The 26,258-nt window shown below is 44.2% G+C and carries 22 protein-coding genes; 8 read left to right on the forward strand and 14 right to left on the reverse strand.

Features of this window, described 5'->3' with window-relative positions; genetic code table 11:
• Positions 1-94: 94 nt before the first annotated feature.
• Positions 95-391 (reverse strand): integration host factor subunit alpha, encoded by a 297-nt coding sequence (ihfA, locus tag EX191_RS03785; RefSeq protein WP_005377899.1) that lies wholly within the window; start codon positions 389-391, stop codon positions 95-97.
• 533 nt (positions 392-924) lie between these two features.
• On the opposite strand from ihfA, the gene EX191_RS03790 reads away from it, so the two are divergent.
• On the forward strand, positions 925-1,806 hold the full coding sequence (locus EX191_RS03790; protein ID WP_047008656.1) for an AEC family transporter: 882 nt from the start codon (positions 925-927) through the stop codon (positions 1,804-1,806).
• A gap of 217 nt (positions 1,807-2,023) precedes the next feature.
• Here EX191_RS03790 and pheT read toward each other — a convergent pair whose 3' ends face one another.
• From pheT to thrS, 12 genes are all read right to left on the reverse strand, one after another.
• Positions 2,024-4,429: a phenylalanine--tRNA ligase subunit beta gene (gene pheT, locus EX191_RS03795; protein WP_193447169.1), complete on the reverse strand. Its 2,406-nt coding sequence runs from the start codon at positions 4,427-4,429 to the stop codon at positions 2,024-2,026.
• An 18-nt stretch (positions 4,430-4,447) separates the two neighbouring features.
• A complete protein-coding gene (gene pheS / locus EX191_RS03800) occupies positions 4,448-5,431 on the reverse strand; it encodes a phenylalanine--tRNA ligase subunit alpha (protein ID WP_005385470.1) in 984 nt (327 codons plus the stop codon).
• A gap of 191 nt (positions 5,432-5,622) precedes the next feature.
• Positions 5,623-6,798, reverse strand: coding sequence for a hypothetical protein (locus EX191_RS03805; RefSeq protein WP_167426676.1), 1,176 nt, complete (start codon positions 6,796-6,798; stop codon positions 5,623-5,625).
• A gap of 10 nt (positions 6,799-6,808) precedes the next feature.
• A complete protein-coding gene (locus EX191_RS03810) occupies positions 6,809-7,600 on the reverse strand; it encodes an outer membrane lipoprotein-sorting protein (protein WP_048626274.1) in 792 nt (263 codons plus the stop codon).
• A gap of 18 nt (positions 7,601-7,618) precedes the next feature.
• A complete protein-coding gene (locus EX191_RS03815) occupies positions 7,619-9,997 on the reverse strand; it encodes an efflux RND transporter permease subunit (RefSeq protein WP_193447170.1) in 2,379 nt (792 codons plus the stop codon).
• A 247-nt stretch (positions 9,998-10,244) separates the two neighbouring features.
• Positions 10,245-11,033 carry a TetR/AcrR family transcriptional regulator gene (locus tag EX191_RS03820; protein ID WP_005395898.1) on the reverse strand — a complete coding sequence of 263 codons (789 nt, stop codon included), beginning with the start codon at positions 11,031-11,033 and terminating at the stop codon, positions 10,245-10,247.
• A 489-nt stretch (positions 11,034-11,522) separates the two neighbouring features.
• On the reverse strand, positions 11,523-12,332 hold the full coding sequence (locus tag EX191_RS03825) for a helix-turn-helix domain-containing protein (RefSeq protein ID WP_046874836.1): 810 nt from the start codon (positions 12,330-12,332) through the stop codon (positions 11,523-11,525).
• Between the two features lie 366 nt (positions 12,333-12,698).
• A complete protein-coding gene (locus EX191_RS03830; RefSeq protein ID WP_005377919.1) occupies positions 12,699-13,016 on the reverse strand; it encodes a heavy metal-binding domain-containing protein in 318 nt (105 codons plus the stop codon).
• Positions 13,017-13,206: 190 nt separating this feature from the next.
• Entirely contained in the window at positions 13,207-13,560 is a 354-nt protein-coding gene (rplT, locus tag EX191_RS03835; protein ID WP_004727974.1) for a 50S ribosomal protein L20, read from the reverse strand.
• A gap of 40 nt (positions 13,561-13,600) precedes the next feature.
• A complete protein-coding gene (gene rpmI, locus EX191_RS03840) occupies positions 13,601-13,795 on the reverse strand; it encodes a 50S ribosomal protein L35 (RefSeq protein WP_005377932.1) in 195 nt (64 codons plus the stop codon).
• A 121-nt stretch (positions 13,796-13,916) separates the two neighbouring features.
• Positions 13,917-14,468, reverse strand: a complete 552-nt coding sequence (infC, locus tag EX191_RS03845) for a translation initiation factor IF-3 (protein WP_074191168.1) — start codon at positions 14,466-14,468, stop codon at positions 13,917-13,919.
• 3 nt (positions 14,469-14,471) lie between these two features.
• Positions 14,472-16,400 carry a threonine--tRNA ligase gene (thrS, locus tag EX191_RS03850; protein WP_005395892.1) on the reverse strand — a complete coding sequence of 643 codons (1,929 nt, stop codon included), beginning with the start codon at positions 16,398-16,400 and terminating at the stop codon, positions 14,472-14,474.
• Positions 16,401-16,810: 410 nt separating this feature from the next.
• Between thrS and EX191_RS03855 the strand changes: the two genes are divergently transcribed.
• Positions 16,811-17,788 (forward strand): DUF3187 family protein, encoded by a 978-nt coding sequence (locus EX191_RS03855; RefSeq protein WP_193447171.1) that lies wholly within the window; start codon positions 16,811-16,813, stop codon positions 17,786-17,788.
• 6 nt (positions 17,789-17,794) lie between these two features.
• Here the strand turns inward: EX191_RS03855 and EX191_RS03860 are convergent, their stop codons facing one another.
• Positions 17,795-18,538: a sporulation protein gene (locus EX191_RS03860; RefSeq protein WP_193447172.1), complete on the reverse strand. Its 744-nt coding sequence runs from the start codon at positions 18,536-18,538 to the stop codon at positions 17,795-17,797.
• 247 nt (positions 18,539-18,785) lie between these two features.
• On the opposite strand from EX191_RS03860, the gene hutC reads away from it, so the two are divergent.
• From hutC to EX191_RS03890, 6 genes are all read left to right on the forward strand, one after another.
• Positions 18,786-19,493 carry a histidine utilization repressor gene (gene hutC, locus EX191_RS03865; protein ID WP_005395889.1) on the forward strand — a complete coding sequence of 236 codons (708 nt, stop codon included), beginning with the start codon at positions 18,786-18,788 and terminating at the stop codon, positions 19,491-19,493.
• Positions 19,494-19,622: 129 nt separating this feature from the next.
• A complete protein-coding gene (gene hutI, locus EX191_RS03870) occupies positions 19,623-20,873 on the forward strand; it encodes an imidazolonepropionase (protein ID WP_193447173.1) in 1,251 nt (416 codons plus the stop codon).
• A gap of 1 nt (position 20,874) precedes the next feature.
• Entirely contained in the window at positions 20,875-21,885 is a 1,011-nt protein-coding gene (hutG, locus tag EX191_RS03875; protein WP_085343159.1) for a formimidoylglutamase, read from the forward strand.
• Positions 21,886-21,958: 73 nt separating this feature from the next.
• Complete coding sequence (hutU, locus tag EX191_RS03880) at positions 21,959-23,656, forward strand: urocanate hydratase (RefSeq protein WP_193447174.1); 1,698 nt, start codon at positions 21,959-21,961, stop codon at positions 23,654-23,656.
• Positions 23,657-23,667: 11 nt separating this feature from the next.
• A complete protein-coding gene (hutH, locus tag EX191_RS03885; protein ID WP_012841910.1) occupies positions 23,668-25,203 on the forward strand; it encodes a histidine ammonia-lyase in 1,536 nt (511 codons plus the stop codon).
• Positions 25,204-25,530: 327 nt separating this feature from the next.
• A complete protein-coding gene (locus EX191_RS03890) occupies positions 25,531-26,256 on the forward strand; it encodes a DUF3581 domain-containing protein (protein WP_005395883.1) in 726 nt (241 codons plus the stop codon).
• Positions 26,257-26,258: the final 2 nt, after the last annotated feature.

Here is a 26,258-nt window from a genome sequence, read left to right on the forward strand (position 1 = left end):
GAAAAACCACCGCATTGCGGTGGTTTTCGTTTATATGCGACACAAGTTTTACGCAAAAAAAAGACCACGCCTTAGCGTGATCCATTTATTCGGCTTACTGTACTTTCTTCAGGTTTTCTACACGAGCTTTTAACTTCTGACCCGGGCGAAAAGTCACTACACGTCGAGCAGTAATTGGAATATCTTCACCGGTTTTCGGGTTACGACCAGGTCGTTCATTCTTGTCACGAAGATCAAAGTTACCAAAACCTGACAGTTTTACCTGTTCGCCACTTTCCAGTGCCTTACGAATCTCTTCAAAGAACACTTCCACCGTTTCCTTGGCGTCCCGCTTACTAAATCCTAATTTATCAAACAGGTTTTCTGCCAGTTCGGCTTTTGTGAGCGCCATAAAACTTTCCTCAAAGCTATGTTAAACAATGCTACGTTAGTGTAGCGCCAGAGCAGTTTTACCCTACCAATTCAACAACATATCGGGGTTACATCAGGAAGTGTATGACAAGCTTATGATTTTCGCCAACTTTTTTCTTGGCGAACAAAAGGAATAGCACTATGTAAATTATTGTTAAACGCCAACATTTTGATATTTTTGTTTTTGTTTTCTCTTTAATAGGAAAAACATCCAGCTGATAAAACTAAAAGTAGTTTAAATATCAACATTAATCACTATTTAATAAAAATATCAGAGATTGGTTATTTAACAGACACTTGACATAGAACTTGTCGTAAATTCAGTGATTTGTATGTAACTCGATACGTAACAATTGAACTAAATGGTATGACCACCTGGCTTTGCAACTGTGCTTAGAAAGCTTGATTAAACCCACGCTTCTCACTGTTCAGCGATGACGCAATATATAAAGGTTGATAATGTGGTTCTTCGTGTATCTCCACATTAGCTCCTTACACTTCATCTAGGCGACCATGATTAATCAAATCATAAATATTCTTTTCCCTGTTTTTGCTCTTGTCGGCGTCGGCTATTTGGTAGGTCGTTACATCAAGCCTGACTTTCGTCCAATCAACCGCATTAACATTGAGGTTTTCACACCTGCGCTGGTGTTTTCTTCGCTCGTTAGCATGCCGTTAGACTCGAATCAGGGACCACTCCTTTTTGCAGCAATTGTCGCGGTTTTGGTTCCCGCACTACTCATGATCCCAGTATGTCGATTGACGTCACTGTCGTTTAAAACCTGGGCACCACCACATATGTTTCGCAATAGCGGAAACCTTGCTATTCCTTTGTTTACCTATACGTTTGGAGAAATTGCGCTATCCTCAGCAGTACTGCTATTTGTCGTATCAGCATGCTTGCACATTAGTTTAGGTGTAATGCTACTTAGTCATGGCAACCCTTTTAAGCAAATAGTCAAGATGCCAATCTTTTTAGCTGCGTCGTTGGCTCTGTTTCTCAACGTGTCAAATGTGGGGGCATGGGCACCTTTATACGAAGCGACTGCTCTACTTGGGCAAGCGGCAGTACCCGTGATGCTTTTATCCCTGGGGGCACAAATGTGTCATTTAAGAGTGGACGGTTTAAAGGTTGGTGTATTGTGTACCGTGCAGTCGCTTGCAACTGGGGCGGTTGCGTTCGCACTTATTTATTGGTTAATTCCCCTTCCAACGATGCAATTGCAAATGATGGTACTCTTCACAATGCTGCCACCAGCCGTCATGAATTACCTATTTGCGGAAAGGCTAAATATAGAGCCCATGAAAGTGGCGTCAATGGTACTATTTGGCAACTTTTTCAGTATTCTTACGCTCCCACTTCTGCTTAGCTATACCCTCTCACTCGCCGCCTAGCCGCCAATAAGCTAGCGTTAGCGTCTGTTGGCTGAAAAACGATATATGCCAAGTCTCGATTAAGCGTTACCTCGAGTTTGGTCCAGATTTTTGAGGTTGTGGGAGGTGACGTAAACGGCCTAGTACGTGAATCACAATAAGATAATGCTCAACATAAAAAAACCCTGCCGATTTGACAGGGTTTTTAGTTTCTTAAGAGAGATAGTTCGTCTAACGCTTAGTCACGTAGAGACGCACCAAACTTCTCAGAAACGTGAGCAACGATAGCGTCAACCGCACCAGCTATATCTGCATCTTCAAGCGTACGCTCAACTGACTGTAGAGTCAGAGCGATTGCTAGGCTCTTCTTACCTTCTTCAACGCCTTTACCTACGTAAACGTCGAACAGCTTCGCATCTTTAAGGAACTCGCCACCTTGCTCTAAACAAGCATTAACGATGTCACCAGATGCTACCGCTTCGTCCACAACTACAGCGATATCACGACGGTTTGATGGGAATTTAGAAAGCTGAACCGCTTCTGGGATCACTTTACTGTTGATTGCAGACCATTCGATTTCGAATACGATAGTACGACCGTTTAGACCGAACTTACGCTCAAGCTCAGGGTGAACGGTACCGATCACGCCCACTTCTTTGCCATCTACGATGATTGCCGCAGATTGACCTGGGTGAAGTGCTGGGTTAGCTTTTTTGCTTTCAGGTGACAGTGCAGCGAAAGAGTACGCTTTTTCGTTCGCAGATAGCTCTAGAATCGCTTCTAGATCGCCCTTAAGGTCGAAGAAATCAACGGTGTTAGTTTCGATATCCCAGTGCTCTTCACCACGAGTACCAGCAATAACACCTGCAAGCATAGGCTCTTGGCGCATGCCGTTTTCTGCAGATTCACATGGAATGAAACGTAGGCCGTATTCGAATAGACGAACGCGTGGCTGTTGACGTTTCTGGTTGTGAACAACCGTGTTCAGCAGACCTTGGATAAGACCAAGACGCATTGCTGACATGTCTGCAGAAATTGGGTTTGGAAGCACTAGAGGCTCAACACCAGGTACAACTAGCTTTTGTTGCTCAGGCTCAACGAAGCTGTATGTGATTGCTTCGTGGTAACCACGGTCAACAAGAAGATCACGAACGCGTTTCAGTGGAAGATCCGCTTCAACGTGGTTGTGCATCTTAAGTGCTGCTGCTGGGTGTTGGTTAGGAATGTTGTCGTAACCGTAGATACGGCCAACTTCTTCAATCAAGTCTTGTTCGATAGCGATATCGAAACGCCATGTTGGCGCTACTGCCATCCAACCTTCTTCTGAAGCTTCAACAGTCAAACCTAGGCGCTCTAGGATTTCTACTACATCAGCATCAGCGATGTGGTGACCTAGTAGGTTGTCTAGCTTCGTACGACGTAGAGCAACTTTGTTTGGCTTAGGTAGGTCTGCTTCAGACTCTACTGCAACAACAGGTGCTACTTCACCGCCACAGATTTCAACAAGAAGCTGAGTTGCACGCTCCATTGCGCTCACTTGTAGTGCGTAATCCACACCACGCTCGAAACGCATTGAAGAATCAGTGTGAAGACCATAGCTACGAGCGCGACCGCGGATATGGTCAGGTGCAAAGAATGCACACTCTAGTAGAACGTCTTTAGTCTCAGTTGTTACACCAGACTCTTCACCACCAAAGATACCTGCGATTGCAAGTGCTTTGTTGTGGTCAGCTACAACTAATGTATCTGCATTTAGTTCTGCTTCGCTGCCGTCAAGAAGTGTTAGCTCCTCACCTTGCTCAGCCATACGAACTACGATGCCACCTTCGATCTTCGCTAGATCGAATGCGTGCATTGGTTGACCTTGCTCTAGAAGAACATAGTTAGTGATGTCTACAACAGGGTCGATAGAGCGAATACCACAACGACGCAGTTTCTCTTGCATCCATAGTGGCGTTTCAGCTTGAACGTTTACGTTCTTAACAACACGACCTAGGTAACGAGGACACGCAGCAGGAGCTTTCACTTCAATAGACACTTTATCGTCGATTGAAGGGGCAACTGCTTCTACTGATGGCTCAGTCACGTCAGCACGGTTTAGTACGCCAACTTCACGAGCTAGACCACGAATGCTGAAACAGTCAGCGCGGTTTGCTGTTAGATCTACGTCTACCGTTACGTCATCTAGACCTAGGAATTCACGGAAATCAGTACCGATTACTGCGTCTTCTGCTAGTTCCATGATGCCGTCTGACTCAACATCAATGCCTAGTTCAGTGAACGAACAAAGCATGCCGTGAGATGGCTGGCCACGTAGTTTCGCTTTTTTGATTTTGAAATCGCCTGGAAGAACAGCACCAACTGTTGCTACCGCTACTTTCAGACCTTGGCGACAGTTAGGTGCGCCACAAACGATGTCTAGAAGCTCTTCTTCACCCACGTCAACTTTAGTAACGCGAAGTTTGTCTGCGTCTGGGTGTTGACCACATTCAACAACGTGACCCACTTTAACGCCAGTGAAAGAACCCGCTACAGGAAGAACGTCGTCTACCTCTAGGCCGGCCATTGTAATTTGATGAGTGAGTTCGTCAGTAGTAACCGCTGGGTTTACCCACTCACGAAGCCATGATTCGCTGAATTTCATGTTGATGAACCCTCTGGATTACTTGAACTGTTTTAGGAAACGAAGATCGTTTTCGAAGAACGCACGTAGATCGTTCACGCCGTAACGAAGCATCGTTAGACGCTCAACACCCATACCGAATGCGAAACCAGAGTATTTTTCAGGATCGATGCCTACACTACGTAGTACGTTCGGGTGAACCATACCGCAGCCTAGTACTTCTAACCATTTACCGTTTTTGCCTTTCACGTCTACTTCAGCTGAAGGTTCAGTGAATGGGAAGTAAGATGGACGGAAACGTACTTCTACTTCTTCTTCGAAGAAGTTACATAGGAAATCGTGCAGGATGCCTTTCAACTGTGCAAAGTTTACGTTCTCATCAACCAGCATACCTTCCACTTGGTGGAACATTGGGGTATGAGTTTGGTCGTAGTCGTTACGGTATACACGGCCCGGAGCGATGAAACGGAATGGTGGTTTACCATTTTCCATCGTACGGATCTGTACGCCTGACGTGTGAGTACGAAGCATTAAATCTGGGTTGAAGAAGAAAGTATCGTGATCAGTACGAGCAGGGTGGTCAGCGGCAATATTTAGCGCATCAAAGTTGTGGAATGCATCTTCGATCTCTGGGCCAGCTTCGGTGTTAAAACCAAGTTCGCCAAAGAACTTCTCAATACGCTCTACAGTACGAGTTACTGGGTGTAAACCACCGTTCTCAATACGACGACCTGGTAGTGTTACGTCGATTGTTTCTGCTGCTAGTTTCGCTTCAAGCTCAGCACGTTGTAGTGCGTCTTTACGAGCTGCGATAGCTTGCTGAACGACGCCTTTCGCTTTGTTGATTTCTTGACCAGCTTCACGGCGTTCTTCTGGTGGTAGTTTACCTAGGCTTTGAAGTTGAGCAGTTAGCTCACCTTTTTTACCCAGATACTGAACACGCACTTCATCAAGTGCGACTAGCGATTCGGCAGCTTCAATTGCAGTGCTCGCGCTAGCAATGATCTCTTCTAGATGTTGCATCGTTTCCTCATCTACCTGTTGGTAGTGTCCATAAGGGAGTGATTGGTTTTTTGATAGCTGTACATAGTAGCCAAACCGGGCACCAATGCCAAATTGAATTACGAAAAGAAGAGGTTATTGAATAAAAAGAGCACAAAAACGTCAAAAATGTCATCTTTCATTAATCTGACGTTAAGTTGTGCCCTTTTGTTTTAGAAATAGTATTGAATAGATAGCTCGATAAAATCGTCATCTCGGGCGAAATAGAGCAAATCGTTTGGCGTTTCATTTTTGAACAACCAAGCATCAATTTGCCACTTAAAGTTATTCGATATTCGGCTCGAGGCTTCTAACTTGGCATTGTAAACATCGGCGTTATCTAAATCCTTTGTGATTCCCGTCAATAATTCCGTTCCGTCCTCGTCGTTGAGAGCCCAACGAATGCCTGCAAACACATCATTTTGACCGATAGTTTGTGCGTTATTCCCACGACTGTCATAGAGGTACTCACCAATAACCCCCACATCCCAAACCGTGTCAAATGCACCGACGAAGGTATACTCAAAACCCGTCACAAGACCGACATGATTATCAGCACTATCTCGATAAACACTTTCCAGTTTCCATAACCAATCGCCAACGATTCCTTGTACATCGAGACCGACATGACTCATCAGAGCGTAGTAAGGCTTTAATTCCCCGTACTCAAAACGAAAGTAAGGATCCCGGTTTGTTCCATATAAATAGCTCAGGCCTACATCCCAATCGCCAAGCATTTTCGAATATCGAAAAGCCACATCTACCTGCTTTTCTTCTCTGCTTGATTCATAGATAGCATCATCTGAGACAACAGGTTCGGTTCGCAAGCGCCCGTCAGTACCCGCAAACGTTCGCTCCCTAAAGTAAGGTAATAACATTGCATGGACGGTGCCCCAATCTTTGAATGAGGTAAAATGCAACATCGGCTGACCGAGCTTATCTTCACCATCGACGGCTTCAATGGCGTCTGTCTGGTTTACTACATCAACCAAATGGGCGGATTCCGTCACTCCCCAAAAAACCTTACTAATCCCAACTCGAAGCTCATAATCATCCCAGTACGTCAGATAAAGCGCCTCTCTTATGTCTCCATGACTTCGCTCATCGTCTAGACTATCCAAACGATAGAAAGGTGTGAGGGTAAAGCTCGCATCACCATTTTGCATCTCCCAGTAAAATTCTGGCTGCAAAACCAATGACGTTTGCGCTTTGCTCTGGCCCTGAGAGCCAGTTTCAAAAAACTGACGATGCTCAATATTGACTTGTCCAGCAAGCTCAACGGCGGCAAGAGGCATCGAGTAAAAAGAGGTTGCTGCGCTAAGCAACAACCCAACATTTGATCGGTTCATTTCTCCTCCACTACCTCACTCGTTTTAACACATTCTTATGAAAATCATTGTCTTCGAGCCCAGTGTTAAAGCGCATTTCACTTGTTGTTAGCTCAGTGCTTTTTCCTGTTTGATGATTTGTCATCGCCATAGTGTGCGCTCGCCAATATTGGTTGAGGTACTGCTTGTAATCGGAAAAAGAAAGCGTTTTTAACAACGACCCTTTGCGATCGTAAAACTCAACTTTCAGTGGGCGGTAATGCGCTTTATCTAACCACACCGTTTGCTTGGTATAACCTGAGTTCTTATCGGTCGGAATTTGCTCTACGACGAAAACATCTTGCCCGTTTATGCTGTCATCTTTTAGGTAGTTGAAACGGTATTTTTCAATCTCAAAGGAACTGAGATCCTCATACGCAAATTCACTGCCCATGAAAGGGCCTGATTTGTTACGCGAGGAAATACGTTTCACACGCTTCAGTGCTGGAAGGTAAAGCCACTGGTCATCGGCACCCACTGTATGAGAGTGGTTGAGAAACGCGGTGCCTTTCACATCTCTTGGTTCATCAAATATTGTGAGTCCTTTGTCACCATCGTCCTCAACTTCGAGTGATTGGAGGCGCATTAAACGTGTGCTGCTTTCTCCTTGTGCGTTCCGCAGAATCATTTTCATGGTAGCAACAGAATCCCCCCACCCTTCATCACGGGCTTTGCGCTCTTGAGCAATTTCTAATCCTTTCGCTTCATCCGCTAACACCGCATGACTCATAAAAAGCGAGACAGAAAGTGCAGATACTTTTAAGGCATTTTTTAGTAAATTCATGTTCAATCCTTTGATTCGTTATGACTGAGTAACAGCCGTGGTTTGAGAGTCAGTTGATTTAAGCTTGTTTCGGCGGCCCACCTCGTCGTAGACGCCTTTGTCAAACAACATCAGTAGAGTCGGTAGAAAGATGAAATCCACAACAAGAGCAATGAAGATAACAATGGCACTCAACTGTCCCATATCGGCATTTAAGCGGAAGCTCGACATCGCCAGAACAGAGAAACCAGCAACAAGCACGACAGTCGTAATCCAAAGCGCGCGCCCCACGGTGCGAAAAGCGTAACGAACCGCTTGTTCCGCGCTATGGCCATCTTTACGAGCGTGTTGGTATTTAGAGAGAAAATGAACGGCATCATCAACCACAACGCCAAGCGTCAACGTCACAACAACAGACAACCCCAAATTAATTTCACCAGAAACCAACGCCCAAATACCAAAACCAATAAGCGCAGGGGCGATATTCGGGACCAGGCTGATTAAACCGAGCTTGAACGAGCGTAAGGCAAAGATCAGTAATGCCGAAATTAAGATCAAAGTGATAGGCAAGGTTGACAGCATGCTAGCCATATTCGTTTCGCCAATATGCGCAAACATCAGTGATGGACTAGAAGCAACAACATCATACTGAGGCGCGTTTTCGTTAAACCATTGGTAAATACGATTTTCCAAATCAACAAGCTCGACGCTGCCCAAGTTCTCCACGGTGAGAACCATCTTGATTGACGACTTATCAACATTGATTTGGTTGTTCAAATCTAAACCATACGGTAGTGACATTTCATAAAGCAGCAGATATTGAGCCGCTAATTCTCTGTCTTGAGGAAGCGAGTAATAAGTCTGATCATCTCCATGCATGTTCTTGTTTAGGCGCTTATAAACATCGCTCAAGGTCGCAACATGGTCCGTTTCTGGCTGCAACCTTAGCCAGTCAGTAAATTTACCCACGGTATTGAGAAAATTAGGATCCGCAATACCCTGCGATTCGTTAGTTTTTATCGCGATACTGATGTTCGCCATGCCACTGATTCGCTCTTCCATAAAATCAGCCGCTCGACGAAATTCATTGCTATGACCAAAATATTCGACGGATTCATCGTTGACTTTGTTCAGCGGAATCAAACTCGCACTCGCGACAATGACAAGCACCGACAACGGCAATAACGCATGTCGCTTTGACACCACGAAATCCCCTAAGTGATCCATAAAGTGCTTTCTTTCATCAGCAGTGTCTGACTTCACCCTAACAGGAAGGATATGAAGTAACGCCGGAAGTAATGTGATGGAAAGGAAACAAGCAATCATGACGCCAAGGGCTGATAGGTTGCCGAAATCTCTCAGGATTGGAGAATCCGACATATTCATCATTAAAAAGCCGATCGCGGTGGTAATGGAGGTAATCAGGATGGGCATGAAATTGAGCGCAATACTTCGCTCAATAGAATGTGCTTTACTAAAGCCGTTTTGCATAGACTGACGCATCGTCGCTATGATATGTACACAGTCGGCGACGGCAAGCGTCATCACCAAGGTAGGCACATTAACTGTCGCCGTGCTTAAGAACATACCAGCCCATCCTGATAAGCCCATTGTCACCATAACTGAGCCGATAATAACGATGAGTGTCGCGATGACGCTAAGCAATGAGCGCAGCATGATGGTCAGAAACACCAATATCACTAGTAACATAGTAGGCACTAATGTTGCACTATCATCTTGGGCTGCGGTCATAAACGCGTAGTTCATTGCAATAATACCAGCCTTGTGGAACTCAGTATCCGGGTACACTTGCTGATAACGCTCAATCATTCCGTTTATGTAGGCAACCACTTCTTGTACTTCAGCGGTTTTATCGACCTCAGGGAGTTGGACCGTAATATTCACGACCGTGACATCCCCTTTTTCGGAAATCAATGAACTTTTCAGAACCGGTTCACTCAACGCAATACTTTTGACTTTCTCGATTCGCTGAGGCGTCAACTCATATTCGCTATACAGTAAATCTTCGACAAGAAGATCATCTTCAAACGCTTCGGTATGCTGGTAGTTGGCAAGGGAATCAACACGGGTGGAGTATGGGACTTGCCACGCCTCGTCAGTGATCTGCTGAATAAGAGATAAGGTGTTAGGAGTAAAAACAGTGCCACTTTTTGGCGCTATGACCAAAGCAAGACTGTCAGATTTTGCAAAGGTAGTCTGAATTTCATCAAACGCAAGTAACTGCTCATTTGTTCCATCAAAAAAGATGTCGTAATCCCCTCTAAAGTAAAGATTTTTTCCTCCAATAGTTGCTATAACAATCAATAAAACGGTAGCAAGTACAACCAACACACTGTAATTCGTTGGTAGCTTGACCCAGCCAATTCGGGCTTGTTGTTGAACGTTGTGATGTGGCATCACACTCTCCTTTTGTGACGTTTCGTCAAATTTAAAAACTAAAAAAAACAGCGAATGCTGTGATAACCAGATAACTTCAACATATAAAAATCAGATCGAATTTATTTGGTTATATAAGTTAGTTTTTGAGTAACTTCCTATACTTCTCGAGATCGGTAACTTGAGTACCAATCTCTAATTTTTTGACGATTCGTCACAATGGTGTAATAAAAAAGCCAACTAAAATATTAGATGGCCTCTATAACGATTAGCGATTCACAGACTCTAAATAAGCAAGCTCTTCGCTGAACAATTCCTGTTCCACTCGACGCCACGTTTTACGGTAATCCCACTCTGTCGATAAAGGTGACCACCCTAAACCATCAAGTAACATATTCGCGTTATGCAGTACTGAGAATGGATCTTGAATTCGCTGAATACATCGACTGTTCGATGCATTTTGCGCTAGAGCGTTTGAACCGAAGGCAATAGACCAGTTAGCAAATACGATGGCATCAGAACCAATTGCGGGAGAGAACTTAAGGTCTCCACATTCCACCGCATTATTCACCAACGCATCAGCACCATCTATTACTTGTTCTTCTAAGTTGTTCAATTCATTCACACGCTTAGGCGAAGCTTTCTCTAGGACCCAAGGCGTCTTTGCAACAATCGCACAGGTTGATAGTACAGGCTCCATACGAGCGTAAATACGATAACCTACATGCATAGCAATGATTTTTTCTCTGGTATTGCCATTGAACTTAGCGGTACGTTCGAAAAATATTGCCTCGCTTCTCAGCGAGTGAATACAAAGCGCAAGAATCACATCTTCTTTGCTGCAAAAATGATTGTAGATCGTTCCCTTCGAGTAAGGGCTTGCCGCTGTGAGCTTGTCCATCGTTAAGTTGGCAAAGCCTTGCTCTTGAACCAGAGACTTAGCCAATTGAATAAGCTCTATTTCACGATCAGCAATCGCCTGTTGTTTTTTAGTTAGCCCTGAAGACGTACGACATCCGTCTTGCTTGCTATCTTTTTTACAGCGAAAGTTAAACATAATCCTTTGATCCGTATACCAACACACTCCCAATAATTGTAACACGATTCTTGAATACAGGAACGCCACTAAATTTGACGAACCGTCACAAATGACACTTCGTCATAATAGATCAAAAAACAAACATTGCAAGTATGAATTTATAGCTAATCGAAAAATAAGCTTTAATTATATATAACCAAGTAACATCAAGATGCTTGGTTCAGCGAGAATGATTTGATTGTAAGGAAAGGCTAGAGTGGAGTACGGGAAAATAACCCCAAAAATCAGAACCTTAAAAATTGGACAACGAGTGATATTGAAATGATGTGATTCAAAAAAGCCCAAAACACTTAAAGTTTGGATTCAAAACAGCAACTGATAGATGCTCTATTTACAATAGTGTGCTCTGTCTTGGGCTTTTCTTTTACTGCTTCCTTTCAATATTAGAGCTACAAAACTCAATAACATAGTGAGAAAGCGATTCTCTTTAAGTAAAAGACTGAATTTCTAAATCGAGAGGCTTGGTTTATCACCTGCAGATGCAATGGCATAACGAATATCGTCAATAAATCGCCCTTCTGTCTCGATAATTCCATCAGAGAATGTGACTGGTTGATGTGGCCCTGCAAGTAGAACAATATTAGTAAAATCAGAGACGTTGAAGTTCTCTGCCACAACATTTTGGGAATGAAAATCGATAACCGTTTTTGCGACTTGATCTTCCAATTGCAAAAGCTGCTCTTCGGTAATTTTCATGCGTGCCAAAGCCACACGAACGCATTTATCGTGGGTTGTTGTCTGTTCTTTTATGATTTCCGTATATTTATCATTGAGCTTGGAGTTTTCTGCATAGCTGTAATATAACGGCCCGTGCAACGTTATATTTTTATCTTCATCAACGTAAACAAGATCCAATAACTCCAAAGCTTTTAGGTAATCAGACATGCTCTGCTCAGACAAATCATACTTTTTCTTTAAAATGGAATATCCATCTTTGCCTCGCAGCATTCTCAATTCACGATAAAAATCGTAAAGATGGGGAAATTGAAAAAAAACTTCATCTTGCGTACGGCTAAAGTAATCCTCGTCTTCGCCTTGTAATTGATTCGCAAGCTTTTGTAGTTCATCTAACGTGCAATCAACAGCTCTACAATATTCAAGCAGTTTATCCAAAGCGAGATTTGTGCTTGTTAAGTGTCTCTTAAAAGTGGACAGCGGCATGCCCATTTTCTCAGATAGCTCTCGATATGTTAGCCCTTTTGTTTTAATCGCTTGGCGTAATGCGGCTAGCAAGTATTCGGGAGTCAGATCTCTCATCTACAATTCCTTTTGGCAATGTTACAGCTGTATAGTATTTGTAACAATTTAGAACCGCTTGGCAAGGTATAAGTTCATATTTTTATAAGAAAAATATGAATTAATATATCGAAATCAAAATTCACAAAATAAATGGAAAATTCAATATGAATTCAATTTCATTATGAATATAAAATGATACACAAAACAAAAGTGAAGCAATTACTCTAAATTATCGCAATTAATTTTAATAGTAACGTAGAGTTGAGAATATAAACCTATTCGCTCTGCAAAAATCTAGAATAATTAACCTAAAAGGAACAGAACGGTAAATGCATAATAATTCACCGCTCTCTGTTAGCATTTTTGCAATGCTATTCAAGTAGACTAGTCCGCCAGTTTCACTGCAGTACCAAATGCCAAAATTTCCGAAGAACCATCTACGATTGAGCTTGTGGTAAATCGAATCCCTACAATTGCATCGGCACCTTTAGATTCAGCATCTGCTACCATGCGCTGTATAGCTATATCACGCGCGTCGGTCATCATTTCCGTGTAACCGCGAATTTCGCCGCCAACAATGCTTTTGATACCCGCCATGAGGTCACGACCGATGTGTTTTGATTGAACAACATTGCCAGTTACAACCCCTCTTATTTCAGAGATCTGCTTGCCCGGAATGCTTTCTGTCGTTGTGTAGATCATTTTTAGTCCCTTATAAACGTAAAATATATACCCAAGCCATTTTATTACCAATAGAGCAGCGATCACTAATCAAATCGGGAAGACTGATAGACAAGATTCTGAATGGAAAAACTGAAAAATATTTGGGTATATATTTTAGCAATAAAAAAGGAGAGCTAATGCTCTCCTTCTCTTAATCCTAAACTGCTAATTAAAGAGCAGCTTTCGCTTTTTCAACTAGAACTGCAAATGCAGCTTTGTCGAATACTGCGATGTCCGCAAGGATCTTACGGTCGATCTCGATAGATGCTTTCTTAAGACCGTTGATGAAACGGCTGTAAGATAGACCATTTTGACGAGATGCCGCATTGATACGTGCAATCCATAGTTGACGGAATTGACGTTTCTTAGCGCGACGGTCACGGTAAGCGTATTGACCAGCTTTAGTAACTGCTTGGAAAGCTACGCGGTAAACACGTGAACGCGCACCGTAGTAACCTTTAGCTTGTTTTAGAACTTTCTTATGACGTGCACGAGCTTGTACACCACGTTTTACGCGAGGCATTATGCTTCTCCTAAACTAAACGATTGATAACTAAAAAGAATTAAGCGTATGGCAACATACGGATTACTGCAGCCACTTCACATTTTGGAAGGATTGCATTCGGACGTAGTTGACGCTTGTTCTTAGTAGTACGCTTAGTCAGGATGTGACGTTTTGTAGCGTGCTTGTACTTAATACCACCAGCAGTTTTCTTAAAACGCTTAGCAGCACCTTTGTTGGTTTTCATCTTAGGCATGATGAATAACTCCGCATTGAGTAGGTTTAATAAACAACGTAATTAGGGCGAACAAAACCCAGCCGTTATGCCTTTATCGAAAGGAAAGCGGCTAGGTTTTAATTACTTGATGAGCCGTTAATTACTTCTTTTTAGGGGCTAGCACCATGATCATCTGGCGACCTTCAATCTTCTTAGGGAAAGATTCAACTACAGCAAGTTCTGCAGTATCTTCCTTAAGACGATTTAGAACGTCAACACCGATGTCTTGGTGTGCCATCTCTCGGCCACGGAAGCGAATTGTTACCTTCACTTTGTTGCCTTCTTCAAGGAAACGCGTCAGGTTGCGTAGTTTTACCTGATAGTCTCCAATATCAGTTCCAGGACGGAATTTTACTTCCTTGATCTGGACCTGCTTTTGCTTCTTCTTCTGCTCTTTAGCAGTTTTGCTCTTCTCGAAGAGGAACTTACCATAGTCCATCACACGACAAACAGGTGGCTCGGCGTTAGGACTGATCTCAACGAGATCCATACCAGCTTCTTCAGCAGCTGCAATGGCTTCTTGAATCGATACAACACCAACTGATTCACCGTCAGCGCCTGTTAGTCGAACTTCACGAATACCACGAATTTCACCGTTGATACGGTGCGGGTTTTGTTTTACCGGCTGTTGGCCACGTCTTCCGCCTTTAATAGCTTATTCCTCCAGATTGAGCTTACGGCTAGAGATCTCGTCTTGGATGTATGCAATAAAATCATCCACTTTAAATTTACCAAGATCTTTACCTTTACGAGTACGTACTGCAATTTCGCCAGCTTCCATTTCTTGGTCACCAACAACAAGCATATACGGTACACGCTTCAAAGTATGTTCGCGGATTTTAAAGCCAATCTTCTCATTTCTCAAGTCCGCTTTAGCTCTAATTCCACTTTTTTGTAGTTTTTGTACTATTTCTTGAACATAACCTGACTGTTTATCAGTAATGTTCATAAGAACTGCTTGTTCTGGCGCCAACCAAGTTGGGAAGAAACCAGCATATTCTTCGATAAGGATACCAATGAAGCGCTCTAGTGAACCTAGAATCGCACGGTGAATCATTACCGGTACAAGACGTTCGTTATTTTCACCTACATAAGTAGCGCCTAGGCGACCTGGTAGGTTGAAGTCTAGCTGGACAGTACCACACTGCCAAGCGCGGTCTAGACAATCGTATAGTGTGAATTCAATCTTAGGACCGTAGAACGCACCCTCACCTTCTTGAATTTCGTATGGGATATCCATCGATTCAAGAGACTGCTTCAATGCTTCTTCAGATTGATCCCAGATTTCATCTGAACCTACACGTTTCTCTGGACGAGTAGACAGTTTCACTACGATGTTGTCGAAACCAAATGTTTGGTACGTATCGTACACCATCTTGATGCAGTTTGTTACTTCTTCTTGGATTTGGCTCTCAGTACAGAAAATGTGAGCATCATCCTGAGTAAAGCCACGTACACGCATAATGCCGTGCAGTGCACCAGATGGTTCGTTACGGTGACATGAGCCGAACTCTGCCATGCGTAGCGGTAGGTCGCGGTACGATTTTAGACCTTGGTTGAAGATCTGTACGTGACCTGGACAGTTCATTGGCTTAATTGCGTATTCACGGTTCTCAGAAGAAGTTGTGAACATTGCATCAGCGTATTTATCCCAGTGACCTGAGCGTTCCCAAAGAACACGGTCCATCATTAGCGGACCTTTTACTTCTTGGTAACCGTACTCATCTAGCTTAGCGCGGATGAATACTTCTAGATCACGGAAGATAGACCAACCATTGTGATGCCAGAACACCATACCCGGTGCTTCTTGCTGCATGTGGAATAGGTCTAGTTGCTTACCAATCTTACGGTGGTCACGCTTCGCCGCTTCTTCTAGGCGAGTTAGATGCGCTTTCAGTGCTTTCTTATCGTGGAAAGCCGTACCGTAGATACGTTGAAGCATTTTATTGTCGCTGTTACCACGCCAGTAAGCACCTGCCACATTCAATAGGGTGAAGTGTTGACAGAAGCTCATGTTAGGAACGTGAGGACCACGACACATGTCGATGTATTCTTCATGGTGGTAAAGACCTGGACGATCATCACGAGATACGTTTTCGTCTAGGATTTCCACTTTGTATGGTTCGCCACGTGATTCAAACGTATCACGCGCTTCCTGCCAGCTTACTTTTTTCTTAACAACTTCGTACTTGGTTTTCGCTAGCTCTTTCATACGCTTTTCAATCTTTTCAAGATCTTCTTGCGTTAGAGACTCATCTAGGTCGATATCGTAGTAGAAGCCGTTGTCGATGGTTGGACCAATCGCCATTTTAGCTTGTGGGTAAAGCTGCTTAAGAGCGTGACCAAGAAGGTGAGCACAAGAGTGACGAACGATTTCTAAACCGTCTACTTCATCTTTTACGGTGATGATTTCAAGGCTTGCGTCTTCTTCAATTAGGTCACACGCATCAACGCGGTTACCGTTTACACGACCAGCGATCGTTGCTTTTGCAAGACCAGGACCGATCGATTGCGCAACTTCCATAGTAGAAACTGGGTTGTCAAATTGACGCTGACTGCCGTCAGGAAGAGTAATAATAGGCATGCTATGTCCTTTACAGTGGTGTTGCACACCAAGCAACACATGTTATTCAAATTAGAAGCTATTTGTTGAAAATAGTTGAGAGTCAATAAAGGCCTCTCGGTAACACGAATACCGGACCGTTATCGAAAGTGGGATTGTACCTAGCTCACATTTAGATTGCAAAGCGCGATTTTGTTTTATCATAAGAACTTAACCTCAACCCTCGTGGCAACAATCTGATGATTCTTCTTAAGGGCTCACATCACTTGTAAGCAGAGTTCCCCCCTCCCAATAGAACTTGAATACACAACTGGTATAATAGTTCCTAATACATATTAACTAACACAGGACCCAGCACACCTAGTTCCACCTCAAAGTGCAATTTAGGTATATAGTTGTTTTATTGAGTAGTTTGCATGTAGGTGTTCATCATGATCTATTTCAAATCGCGCTTTATGGGGATTCTAAGCACTTCAATATGCTGTGTACCAGCCATGGCATCAAATGACCTGTATGGGCCGCTACGTTCTTACGCACAATCTCCGATGCAAGTGGTTAGCCATACCAATATACTGCGCTCAGGGCATAGCCTTCCCTCTGATTTTGTCGAAACCTATGGCTCAGGAACCGTGGCCAGTGTTTGGGCTCATACTGATGAATACGCACTGGATTATTACCACAACCAAATCGAAATTGGCAGCAAGTGGCAAATCAATAGCAGTTGGCAATGGGAACTCAATTATCGGTGGGTTTTTGCCGCTGATAACCATTTAGATGGACTGACTAAAAGCTTCCATAACCTTTTCGGTATCGGACAGAATGGCCGAGACAAAGTAGACAGAGATCGTTTTTACATATCAATGCCGCAATATGATGTGCTAGAAGATGATTTCGAAGGACAAACGCTTGCCAACAACTTATCTACTTATTTGCAATATCAAGTGTTTCAGAATGAACATCACGGCCTATCTATTGGTGGCAGCTTATATTTTAATGATGTTGCTCACGGGACTTTTCAAGGCAGTAATTTCGAGCAAGGCTTCCAAATAAATTACAGTTATTTGAGTGACGCCCATGCATTTTACTCGATGGTTGGCATGACTTTTCGCTCAGATGATCGCGCCTTGCTGGATCTACCCTATCGGCATAATACGATTGCCGTTGCAGCTGGGTACCGTTATGCGTTGGAAGATAACCACCACCTGATGTTTGAATACCATTGGTATCAAGGCTCAACAGAAGGACCCGCAGAGTTTGCTGATGCCTCTAATGAACTGGTATTAGGCTATCGATATCTAATGGAAAACTCCGCGCTTGAGTTTTTAGCCGTTGAGAACGCACGAAACATGGATAACAGTACCGATATCGCTTTCACAATAGGATATCGGTACATATTCTCATCAAGTTGATGAGAACTATAGATTTAGCGTTGGTGCAACCGCGGCAGCGACTTGAGCATCAGTTGCATTGATCGGTAACGTAAACGAGCGATATTGGTCACCAGCCAAGCTGAGCGAACGGTCAATCTCCGCCAAACAATGCATGACCTGTCCTTCCAGAATAAAAGAAAGCTCAATTTCTTTTGATGAGATAAAGCCGTTATTTCGGAACTCTAGCTCTTGATAAATTCCAGAGCGAGAAGCAAACGAGCCACCGCGCAAAAAGCCTTTTTCAACATCGGCTTTAACCATAGTGAAGCCAGCTTGCTCGAGCGCTTGAATAACCCGAGATGCTACTGGTAGTGGTTTCACTTCAATATAGTCACGGTCACGCGGGTCAATCGCAAAATCAATATCTAACGTCGTTTCAACCCAAACATGGCATTGATTCTTAAGTGCGCTAACCGCAGTAATTGGCGTTTCATCATGCAGTTTTAGCTCAAACGGAACCTGCTTCTCTTCATTAGGTTGAATCACAAAGGGGTCTACCGCCTTCAGCTGATCAATAGTGAACGTTTGGTAACTTACGCTATCATCCACTTCGACTTTCATCTCTGTGTTCAATTTAATCGTAATAGCATCAATTTGTTGTTCGACGTCTCCGCCTTTGATATGAACATGCCCTTTCAGCGTCGCTCCTTGAAACACGCTCATTTCGTCTAAAATCGTATCTACTTTTGCAGAACCAATCCCCAGTGATGCTTTCAATTTTTTAAACATGTTTTTCCTTTTTAGCGACTTTTCTTCTAATAATCGTTTGTTTACACAATTGTTTTATACTCTGCAAGCAATAGACCACAAGAAAATGTTCGAATTCCATCATCAATCCAAATAATGCTCAGCAGCAAGAATCATTCAGCCCCACAATAGGATTGTTCTGTCACTAAGTGGTGCATTCGTCGAGAAATGTTTGCAATTTGTACCTAAATTAAGCAGTATTTGTATAGTCAAATAAAAGGGAATCATTATGTCTGCACCACTCTACATTCAAATCAAACAATTTATCCTCGATAAAATTGATTCTGGAGAGTGGATAGTCGGTCATCGTATCGCCACAGAGATTGAGCTTACCGAGCAATTTGGTGTCAGTAGAATGACAGTGAACAAAGCAATTCGGGACTTAGTTAATGAGGGCCGATTACAACGTCGCCCACGCTTAGGTACGTTTGTGTGTGATCCTGGTGAAAAGTCAGAATCTCCTCTGTTAGACATTCGAAACATTGCCGAAGAAGTCAGCGACCGAGGGCGACAATATAGCAGTAAAGTGCTCAAACAAGTTGCCATAAAAGCAGATGACAGCATTGCGACAAAACTCGGCGTCATGCTTGGCACAACGGTGTTTTACAGTGAAATCATTCACTATGAAGACCAAACGCCTATTCAATTGGAACTCCGCTGGGTGAACAGCCAATATGCCCCGAGTTATTTAAATCAAGACTTCACACAAATCACTCCGAATCAATACCTGTCAGATAATTGCCCACTCAGCGCTATTGAACATACCGTAGAGGCAATTGTGCCTGACGGCCGTATTAAGCAAGACTTAAAAATGCAAGCCAATGAGCCTTGCCTTCTCTTGAATCGCAGAACGTGGAGCCAAGATAAGTTAGTCAGTACCGCCCTACTTTATCACCCTGGTAACAAATATAAGCTGAGCTCAAAAGTGCTCATTTAATGACAAGATTGGTCCTATAGATCTACGTTTTGATCACATTTTAGCAACATCAATCTTGTCAGTGTTCTTATTTTGCTCTATTTATTTGTATATACATTTAATGATACAAATAAACACAGGGACACAAACATGGATTTGCTGATTGAAAACGCACGTCTGGTCACCATGCAACCGGGAGAGCACGGTTATCTGCCAACGTCTCCTGCTCGTATTGGCATTCAATCTGGAAAAATCGTTGCGATCAGCACCTGTGCAATTGGTGAAGACGAACCGCAAACTGAGTCTCTGCTGTCTACCCAACATTACGCTCAGAGTATCGACCTTCAAGGCAAGTTAGTTCTGCCAGGTTTGATCGACTGCCACACTCATCTTATTTATGCGGGCAATCGTGCCAACGAATTTGAAATGCGCTTAAACGGCGTGCCATATCAAGAAATTTCCAAACAAGGCGGTGGGATACTTTCAACGGTGCATGCGACGCGTTCAGCAACCGAAGCGCAATTAGTTGAGTTAGCGTTGCCACGTTTAGACGGGCTACTCGCGAGCGGCGTCACTTCTGTCGAAGTGAAATCAGGCTACGGATTGACACTGAATGACGAAGTAAAAATGCTCCGTGCAGCCAAAATGCTTGAACAAGAGCGCAAAGTTAAAATCACCACTACACTTCTTGCCGCTCACGCCATTCCGCCGGAGTTCCAAGGCCGTGCAGATGATTATATTGAGCACATTTGTCAGGACATAATCCCTGTTGTCGCAAAGGAAGAATTAGCCACAAGTGTCGATGTTTTTTGTGAATCGATTGGTTTCAATCTTGAACAAACAGAAAAAGTGTTTGTAGCTGCAAAACGCCACGGCTTAAAGGTTAAAGGGCATACAGAGCAACTTTCGAATCTCGGTGGTACAGCCCTCACTGCGCAATACAACGGTCTGTCAGCGGATCACATCGAGTTTTTAGATGAGCAAGGTGTTAAAGCACTTGCTCGATCAAACACTGTCGCCACTCTACTGCCTGGCGCTTTTTATTTTCTAAGAGAAACTCAGTTACCACCGATTGAGTTGTTGAGAGAGCATAACGTGCCGATGGCAATTGCTACGGACGTCAACCCAGGTACATCACCGTTTTCTGATCTCACACTCATGCTGAATATGGCGTGCACACTATTTCGCCTTACACCGCAAGAAGCACTGCGTGGTGTAACGCAACATGCAGCCAAAGCTCTAGGTTATCAAAATTCACGTGGCGAAATCAAAGTAGGGTTTGATGCGGACTTCTCTATCTGGGATATCGAAAGCCCTGCAGATTTAAGCTATCAAGTCGGAGCAAAACGTCTGGTAGGTCGTATAGTAAATGGTGAATACATTTCACACGGAGGCCAATAATATGTCTCAATTCGACTTACACTCTCCCCTATTTCATTGGCAAGGCCGTCATGATGCCGAGGACGGCAAACTTGGTCAGCGAATTCATCACGTGGTTCAACGCCAGAAAGCAGATGAGTTAGGGGCAGTTGCGCATGGCGTCTCATTACTGGGTTTTGCTACCGACGCTGGCGTAGCCAGAAACAAAGGACGCATTGGTGCGAAAAAAGCGCCAGATTTAATCCGACGAGCACTCGCTAATTTAGCATGGCACCAAGACGTCCCACTATATGACTTAGGCACCGTGGTGTGCGAAGACGACTTACTGGAAGAGAGCCAATCTCTATGTGCGGCAACCATTTCAAGCGCACTACCTCATACGCCTGTCATCGTGTTAGGTGGCGGGCATGAGATTGCGTGGGCCTCGTTTTCCGGCTTAGCGGAGTATTTTAAAGCGCACTATCCAGAGAAGAAGCCTAAAATCGGTATCATAAATTTCGATGCGCATTTCGATTTACGCGCATTCGAGAGCAGCATCGCCGACATCAAACCAAGCTCTGGCACTCCCTTCAACCAAATTCATCATTTTTGCCAACGCAATGATTGGGACTTTCATTACGCTTGCATTGGCGTAAGCCGCAGTAGCAACACTAAAGCGCTGTTTGAAAAAGCAGATGCGTTAAATGTTTGGTATGTAGAAGACAATCAGCTTTGTTACCTAAACCACAGTTATCACTTAACTCAGCTTCAACATTTTATTGACGACTGTGATTACCTCTATTTGACCATTGATCTGGATGTATTTCCTGCGGCAACCGCACCTGGGGTCAGCGCCCCTGCGGCTCGAGGAGTAAGTTACGACACAATTGCACCATTTTTAGATCGAATTCTTCATTACAAAAATAAGCTCATGCTGGCTGATATCGCCGAATACAACCCTAATTATGACGTCGATAGTCAAACTGCACGCTTAGCTGCCCGTTTGTGTTGGGATATCGCCAACGCGATGGCGGAAAAGCAACACAAACCATAACGCATCCTAGATGCCACTTATTATTACGACCAAGCAAGTACTTGGTCATCACGAGAAACTAAAGGAGTCTGAAATGACACAGCGCCAGGGACAAGATCCACGACTTGATACAAGCAGAACAATTCGTGCACCTCACGGAGATAAACTGCGCGCAAAATCTTGGCTAACCGAAGCCCCTCTTCGTATGCTGATGAACAACCTCGATCCTGATGTTGCAGAACATCCACATTCGCTGGTTGTATATGGCGGCATTGGCCGTGCGGCACGAAACTGGGAATGTTACGACAAGATTGTTGAAGTACTTGAAAGACTCGAAGATGACCAAACGCTTTTAGTTCAATCAGGCAAGCCTGTTGGTGTTTTCCCTACCCATAAAAACGCCCCACGCGTGCTTATCGCAAACTCAAACCTCGTTCCTCATTGGGCAAACTGGGAACACTTCAACGAGCTCGATAAACAAGGCTTGATGATGTACGGCCAAATGACCGCTGGCAGCTGGATATACATTGGCTCACAAGGCATCGTCCAAGGCACATACGAAACATTCGTGTCTGTTGCGAAAAAGCACTTTGACGGCGAAGCAAAAGGCCGATGGATTCTAACTGGCGGTCTTGGTGGTATGGGTGGTGCTCAGCCTCTAGCTGGTACGATGGCGGGCTTCTCCATGATTGCGGTAGAGTGTGATGAATCGCGTATCGATTACCGCCTACGTACAGGCTATGTCGATAAGAAAGCGACATCTTTAGATGAAGCGCTTGCTATCATCAAAGAATCGGACACACCAGTATCGGTTGGTCTACTAGGTAATGCAGCAGACGTTTTCTCTGAGTTGGTAGAACGTAATATCACGCCTGATGTAGTAACAGACCAAACATCTGCACACGACCCTCTCAATGGCTACTTACCACAAGGCTGGAGCATGTCTCACGCTGCAGAAATGCGTTTGCAAGATGAAGCAATGGTTGTTAAAGCAGCCAAAAAATCCATGGCAGTGCAAGTTCAAGCCATGTTAGAGCTACAAAATCGCGGCGCCGCAACACTCGACTACGGTAACAACATCCGCCAGATGGCCTTGGAAGAAGGCGTAGAAAACGCATTTGATTTCCCTGGCTTCGTTCCAGCCTACATTCGCCCTCTATTCTGCGAAGGTATTGGTCCTTTCCGCTGGGCCGCTCTCTCTGGCGATCCTGAGGATATCTATAAAACCGACCAAAAAGTAAAAGAGCTAATTCCAGATAATCCACACTTACATAACTGGCTAGATATGGCGCGCGAGCGCATTCAGTTCCAAGGTTTACCTGCACGTATTTGCTGGGTTGGTCTTAAAGATCGTGAGCGTCTTGGTCAAGCATTCAATGAAATGGTGAAAAATGGCGAACTTAAGGCGCCCGTTGTCATTGGTCGTGACCACTTAGACTCTGGCTCTGTAGCAAGCCCGAACCGTGAAACCGAAGGTATGATGGACGGTTCTGACGCCGTATCAGACTGGCCATTATTAAACGCGCTACTCAACACGGCGGGCGGCGCAACTTGGGTTTCACTGCACCACGGTGGTGGCGTAGGTATGGGCTTCTCGCAACACTCAGGTATGGTTATCTGCTGTGACGGCAGTGAAGATGCCTCAAAACGTATTGCCCGCGTGCTGCATAACGACCCAGCAACAGGCGTGATGCGTCATGCTGATGCGGGATACGATATCGCTAAACAATGTGCAGCAGATCAAGGGCTAGATTTGCCAATGATCAACGAAGAACTGAAGAAGCTCAAGTAAGGATGAAAGAGATGTTAAATTTAACGCTAAAGCCAGGTCATATTAGCTTAAACGAACTACGCCAAGTGAGCCGTTCACCAGTCAACCTTACTTTGGATCCTGAAGCCATTCCGGCCATTGAAGAAAGCACGCAAGTCGTGGATCGTGTCATCGCGGAAGATAGAACGGTTTACGGAATTAACACTGGTTTTGGACTATTGGCTAACACACGAATAGCCCCGGAAGATTTAGAAACACTGCAACGCAGTATCGTTCTTTCTCATGCAGCAGGCATCGGTGAGTTTATGTCAGACGAAACGGTTCGTCTGATGATGGTATTGAAAATCAATAGTCTGTCTCGTGGTTTTTCTGGGATTCGCCTAAAAGTCATTAATATGTTGACCGACCTAGTTAACGCACAAGTTTACCCTTGTGTACCTAAAAAGGGCTCTGTTGGCGCATCAGGTGACTTAGCTCCTCTGGCCCACATGAGCACAGTATTACTAGGTGAAGGACAAGCTCGTCACAACGGTAATATCATTTCTGGGCAAGAAGCGTTAAAAATCGCAGGTCTAGAACCCATAACTCTGGCGCCGAAAGAAGGTTTAGCGCTGCTAAATGGTACCCAGGCATCAACGGCGTTCGCATTAGAAGGTCTGTTTATCGCGGAAGATCTTTTCGCTTCGGCTACAGTATGTGGGGCAATGTCTGTCGAAGCCGCTCTCGGCAGCCGACGTCCATTCGATCCGCGCATTCATCGTGTACGTGGTCATCGCAGCCAAATGGACGCTGCACTGGCCTATCGTCATCTATTGGATACATCAAGTGACATTGGTGATTCGCATACTAACTGTGAAAAAGTGCAAGACCCGTATTCTTTGCGCTGTCAACCTCAAGTAATGGGGGCGTGTTTGCAGCAAATCCGCAACGCTGCAGAAGTATTGCAAGTAGAAGCAAACTCCGTATCAGATAACCCGTTGGTGTTTGCTGAAGATGACGACATCATCTCTGGCGGTAACTTCCACGCTGAGCCTGTTGCAATGGCAGCTGACAACCTAGCACTGGCGATTGCTGAGATCGGCAGCCTGTCTGAACGTCGTATGGCATTGCTTATCGATAGCGCATTATCAAAATTACCACCGTTCTTAGTCGATAATGGTGGTGTGAACTCTGGTTTCATGATTGCCCAAGTCACCTCTGCTGCGCTAGCAAGCGAAAACAAAACGCTCGCTCACCCAGCGTCAGTAGACAGCTTGCCAACATCAGCAAACCAAGAAGATCACGTTTCAATGGCAACCTTCGCGGCTCGCAGATTGAAAGAAATGGGAGAAAACACTCGCGGCATTCTGGCGGTCGAATACCTCTCAGCAGCACAAGGCCTAGACTTTAGAGCACCAAACAAGTCTTCTGAGCGTATCGAGATTGCCAAACAAATGTTGCGTGAAAAAGTATCGTTCTACGATAAAGATCGTTACTTTGCGCCGGACATTGAACAGGCGAATACTCTGCTTAAGCTGGCTATCCACAACACGCTTATGCCAGAGAGTCTGTTACCAAGTGTTCAGTAATCCAGCACTTAATCTAAAAACCGGATGATAATTTGAAGGCTCCACGTTTCGCGTGGAGCTTTTTTATCTCCTCATTAAACGTATTCCTAGCGATCTTTATGAACACTGCATATTGTTATTGCTATACTTTTAAAAATAGCCGACGTAATAAAGTCGCTGTTTATTGCTTTCACAAATAAAAGCGTTGCTAAAGTATGCGTTTTTAACGATTTATCCGCCGAAATAGTGTCTTATTGTTAGGATACGGTGAAGTTTTCACTGGATGGACCATTGCTACGCAGATATTCGCATATAATCCCATACAGTTTTGGTTACTACGTAAAAATTATGTTTCTAACACCTTATTTTTCAAACACTAATCACCAGTTTCAGTTCACTCGCGAACAAGCAAGCCACTTTGCAAAACGTGTCGCAGGTGACTACAACCCAATCCACGATGAAGACAACAAACGCTTTTGTGTCCCTGGGGACTTACTTTTCGCAGTGCTTCTTAGTAAAGAAGGCGTCAGCCAAAAGATGCGTTTTAACTTCTCTGGCATGGTAAACGATGGTGTAGCACTTCATATTGAAAATAAGTGTGAAAAAGAAAGCGCCGTTGTTGACGAGGCCGGTAAAGAATACTTACACATGTCCCGTGAAGGTGAGACTAACCACGATCCCGCATTTATTGAGCATGTCGTAACAAATTACGTGCAATTCTCTGGCATGAACTTCCCTCACATCATGGTTCCTCTTATGGAAGAGAAGCAAATGATGATCAACTGCCAACGTCCATTAGTTATTTATGAAAGCATGGAAGTTGAATTTTCACGCTTAGACCTTACGCATCCTGAAGTGGATTTCACTGGCGCAACGTTCGACGTGGAAGGCAAACGTGGGGTAGTCACCTTAAACTTTGCGTTCAAAGAAGACGGTGAAGTCGTTGGCAAAGGCATCAAACGCATGGTTGCAAGCGGCTTGAAGCCATATGACCAAGAAGCGGTTGACGATCTTGTACGCCGTTTCAATGAACGTAAGGATGCATTCCTAGCAAAGTTCGTTAAGGCAGCCTAATC

Origin of the sequence: Vibrio chemaguriensis (genome assembly GCF_012275705.1) — a bacterium.
In the GTDB taxonomy this organism is placed as follows: domain Bacteria; phylum Pseudomonadota; class Gammaproteobacteria; order Enterobacterales; family Vibrionaceae; genus Vibrio; species Vibrio diabolicus.

Excerpts from the sequence above, each read along its gene's own strand:
- hutI (WP_193447173.1), top strand. The coding sequence starts at position 19,623 with ATGGATTTGCTGATTGAAAACGCACGTCTGGTCACCATGCAACCGGGA.
- EX191_RS03790 (WP_047008656.1), top strand. The coding sequence starts at position 925 with ATGATTAATCAAATCATAAATATTCTTTTCCCTGTTTTTGCTCTTGTC.
- thrS (WP_005395892.1), bottom strand. The coding sequence starts at position 16,400 with ATGCCTATTATTACTCTTCCTGACGGCAGTCAGCGTCAATTTGACAAC.
- EX191_RS03855 (WP_193447171.1), top strand. The coding sequence starts at position 16,811 with ATGATCTATTTCAAATCGCGCTTTATGGGGATTCTAAGCACTTCAATA.
- EX191_RS03815 (WP_193447170.1), bottom strand. The coding sequence starts at position 9,997 with ATGCCACATCACAACGTTCAACAACAAGCCCGAATTGGCTGGGTCAAG.
- rpmI (WP_005377932.1), bottom strand. The coding sequence starts at position 13,795 with ATGCCTAAGATGAAAACCAACAAAGGTGCTGCTAAGCGTTTTAAGAAA.
- hutC (WP_005395889.1), top strand. The coding sequence starts at position 18,786 with ATGTCTGCACCACTCTACATTCAAATCAAACAATTTATCCTCGATAAA.
- hutU (WP_193447174.1), top strand. The coding sequence starts at position 21,959 with ATGACACAGCGCCAGGGACAAGATCCACGACTTGATACAAGCAGAACA.
- pheT (WP_193447169.1), bottom strand. The coding sequence starts at position 4,429 with ATGAAATTCAGCGAATCATGGCTTCGTGAGTGGGTAAACCCAGCGGTT.
- EX191_RS03830 (WP_005377919.1), bottom strand. The coding sequence starts at position 13,016 with ATGATCTACACAACGACAGAAAGCATTCCGGGCAAGCAGATCTCTGAA.
- EX191_RS03820 (WP_005395898.1), bottom strand. The coding sequence starts at position 11,033 with ATGTTTAACTTTCGCTGTAAAAAAGATAGCAAGCAAGACGGATGTCGT.
- EX191_RS03890 (WP_005395883.1), top strand. The coding sequence starts at position 25,531 with ATGTTTCTAACACCTTATTTTTCAAACACTAATCACCAGTTTCAGTTC.
- rplT (WP_004727974.1), bottom strand. The coding sequence starts at position 13,560 with ATGCCTCGCGTAAAACGTGGTGTACAAGCTCGTGCACGTCATAAGAAA.
- pheS (WP_005385470.1), bottom strand. The coding sequence starts at position 5,431 with ATGCAACATCTAGAAGAGATCATTGCTAGCGCGAGCACTGCAATTGAA.
- EX191_RS03810 (WP_048626274.1), bottom strand. The coding sequence starts at position 7,600 with ATGAATTTACTAAAAAATGCCTTAAAAGTATCTGCACTTTCTGTCTCG.
- EX191_RS03860 (WP_193447172.1), bottom strand. The coding sequence starts at position 18,538 with ATGTTTAAAAAATTGAAAGCATCACTGGGGATTGGTTCTGCAAAAGTA.
- EX191_RS03825 (WP_046874836.1), bottom strand. The coding sequence starts at position 12,332 with ATGAGAGATCTGACTCCCGAATACTTGCTAGCCGCATTACGCCAAGCG.
- hutG (WP_085343159.1), top strand. The coding sequence starts at position 20,875 with ATGTCTCAATTCGACTTACACTCTCCCCTATTTCATTGGCAAGGCCGT.
- hutH (WP_012841910.1), top strand. The coding sequence starts at position 23,668 with ATGTTAAATTTAACGCTAAAGCCAGGTCATATTAGCTTAAACGAACTA.
- ihfA (WP_005377899.1), bottom strand. The coding sequence starts at position 391 with ATGGCGCTCACAAAAGCCGAACTGGCAGAAAACCTGTTTGATAAATTA.
- EX191_RS03805 (WP_167426676.1), bottom strand. The coding sequence starts at position 6,798 with ATGAACCGATCAAATGTTGGGTTGTTGCTTAGCGCAGCAACCTCTTTT.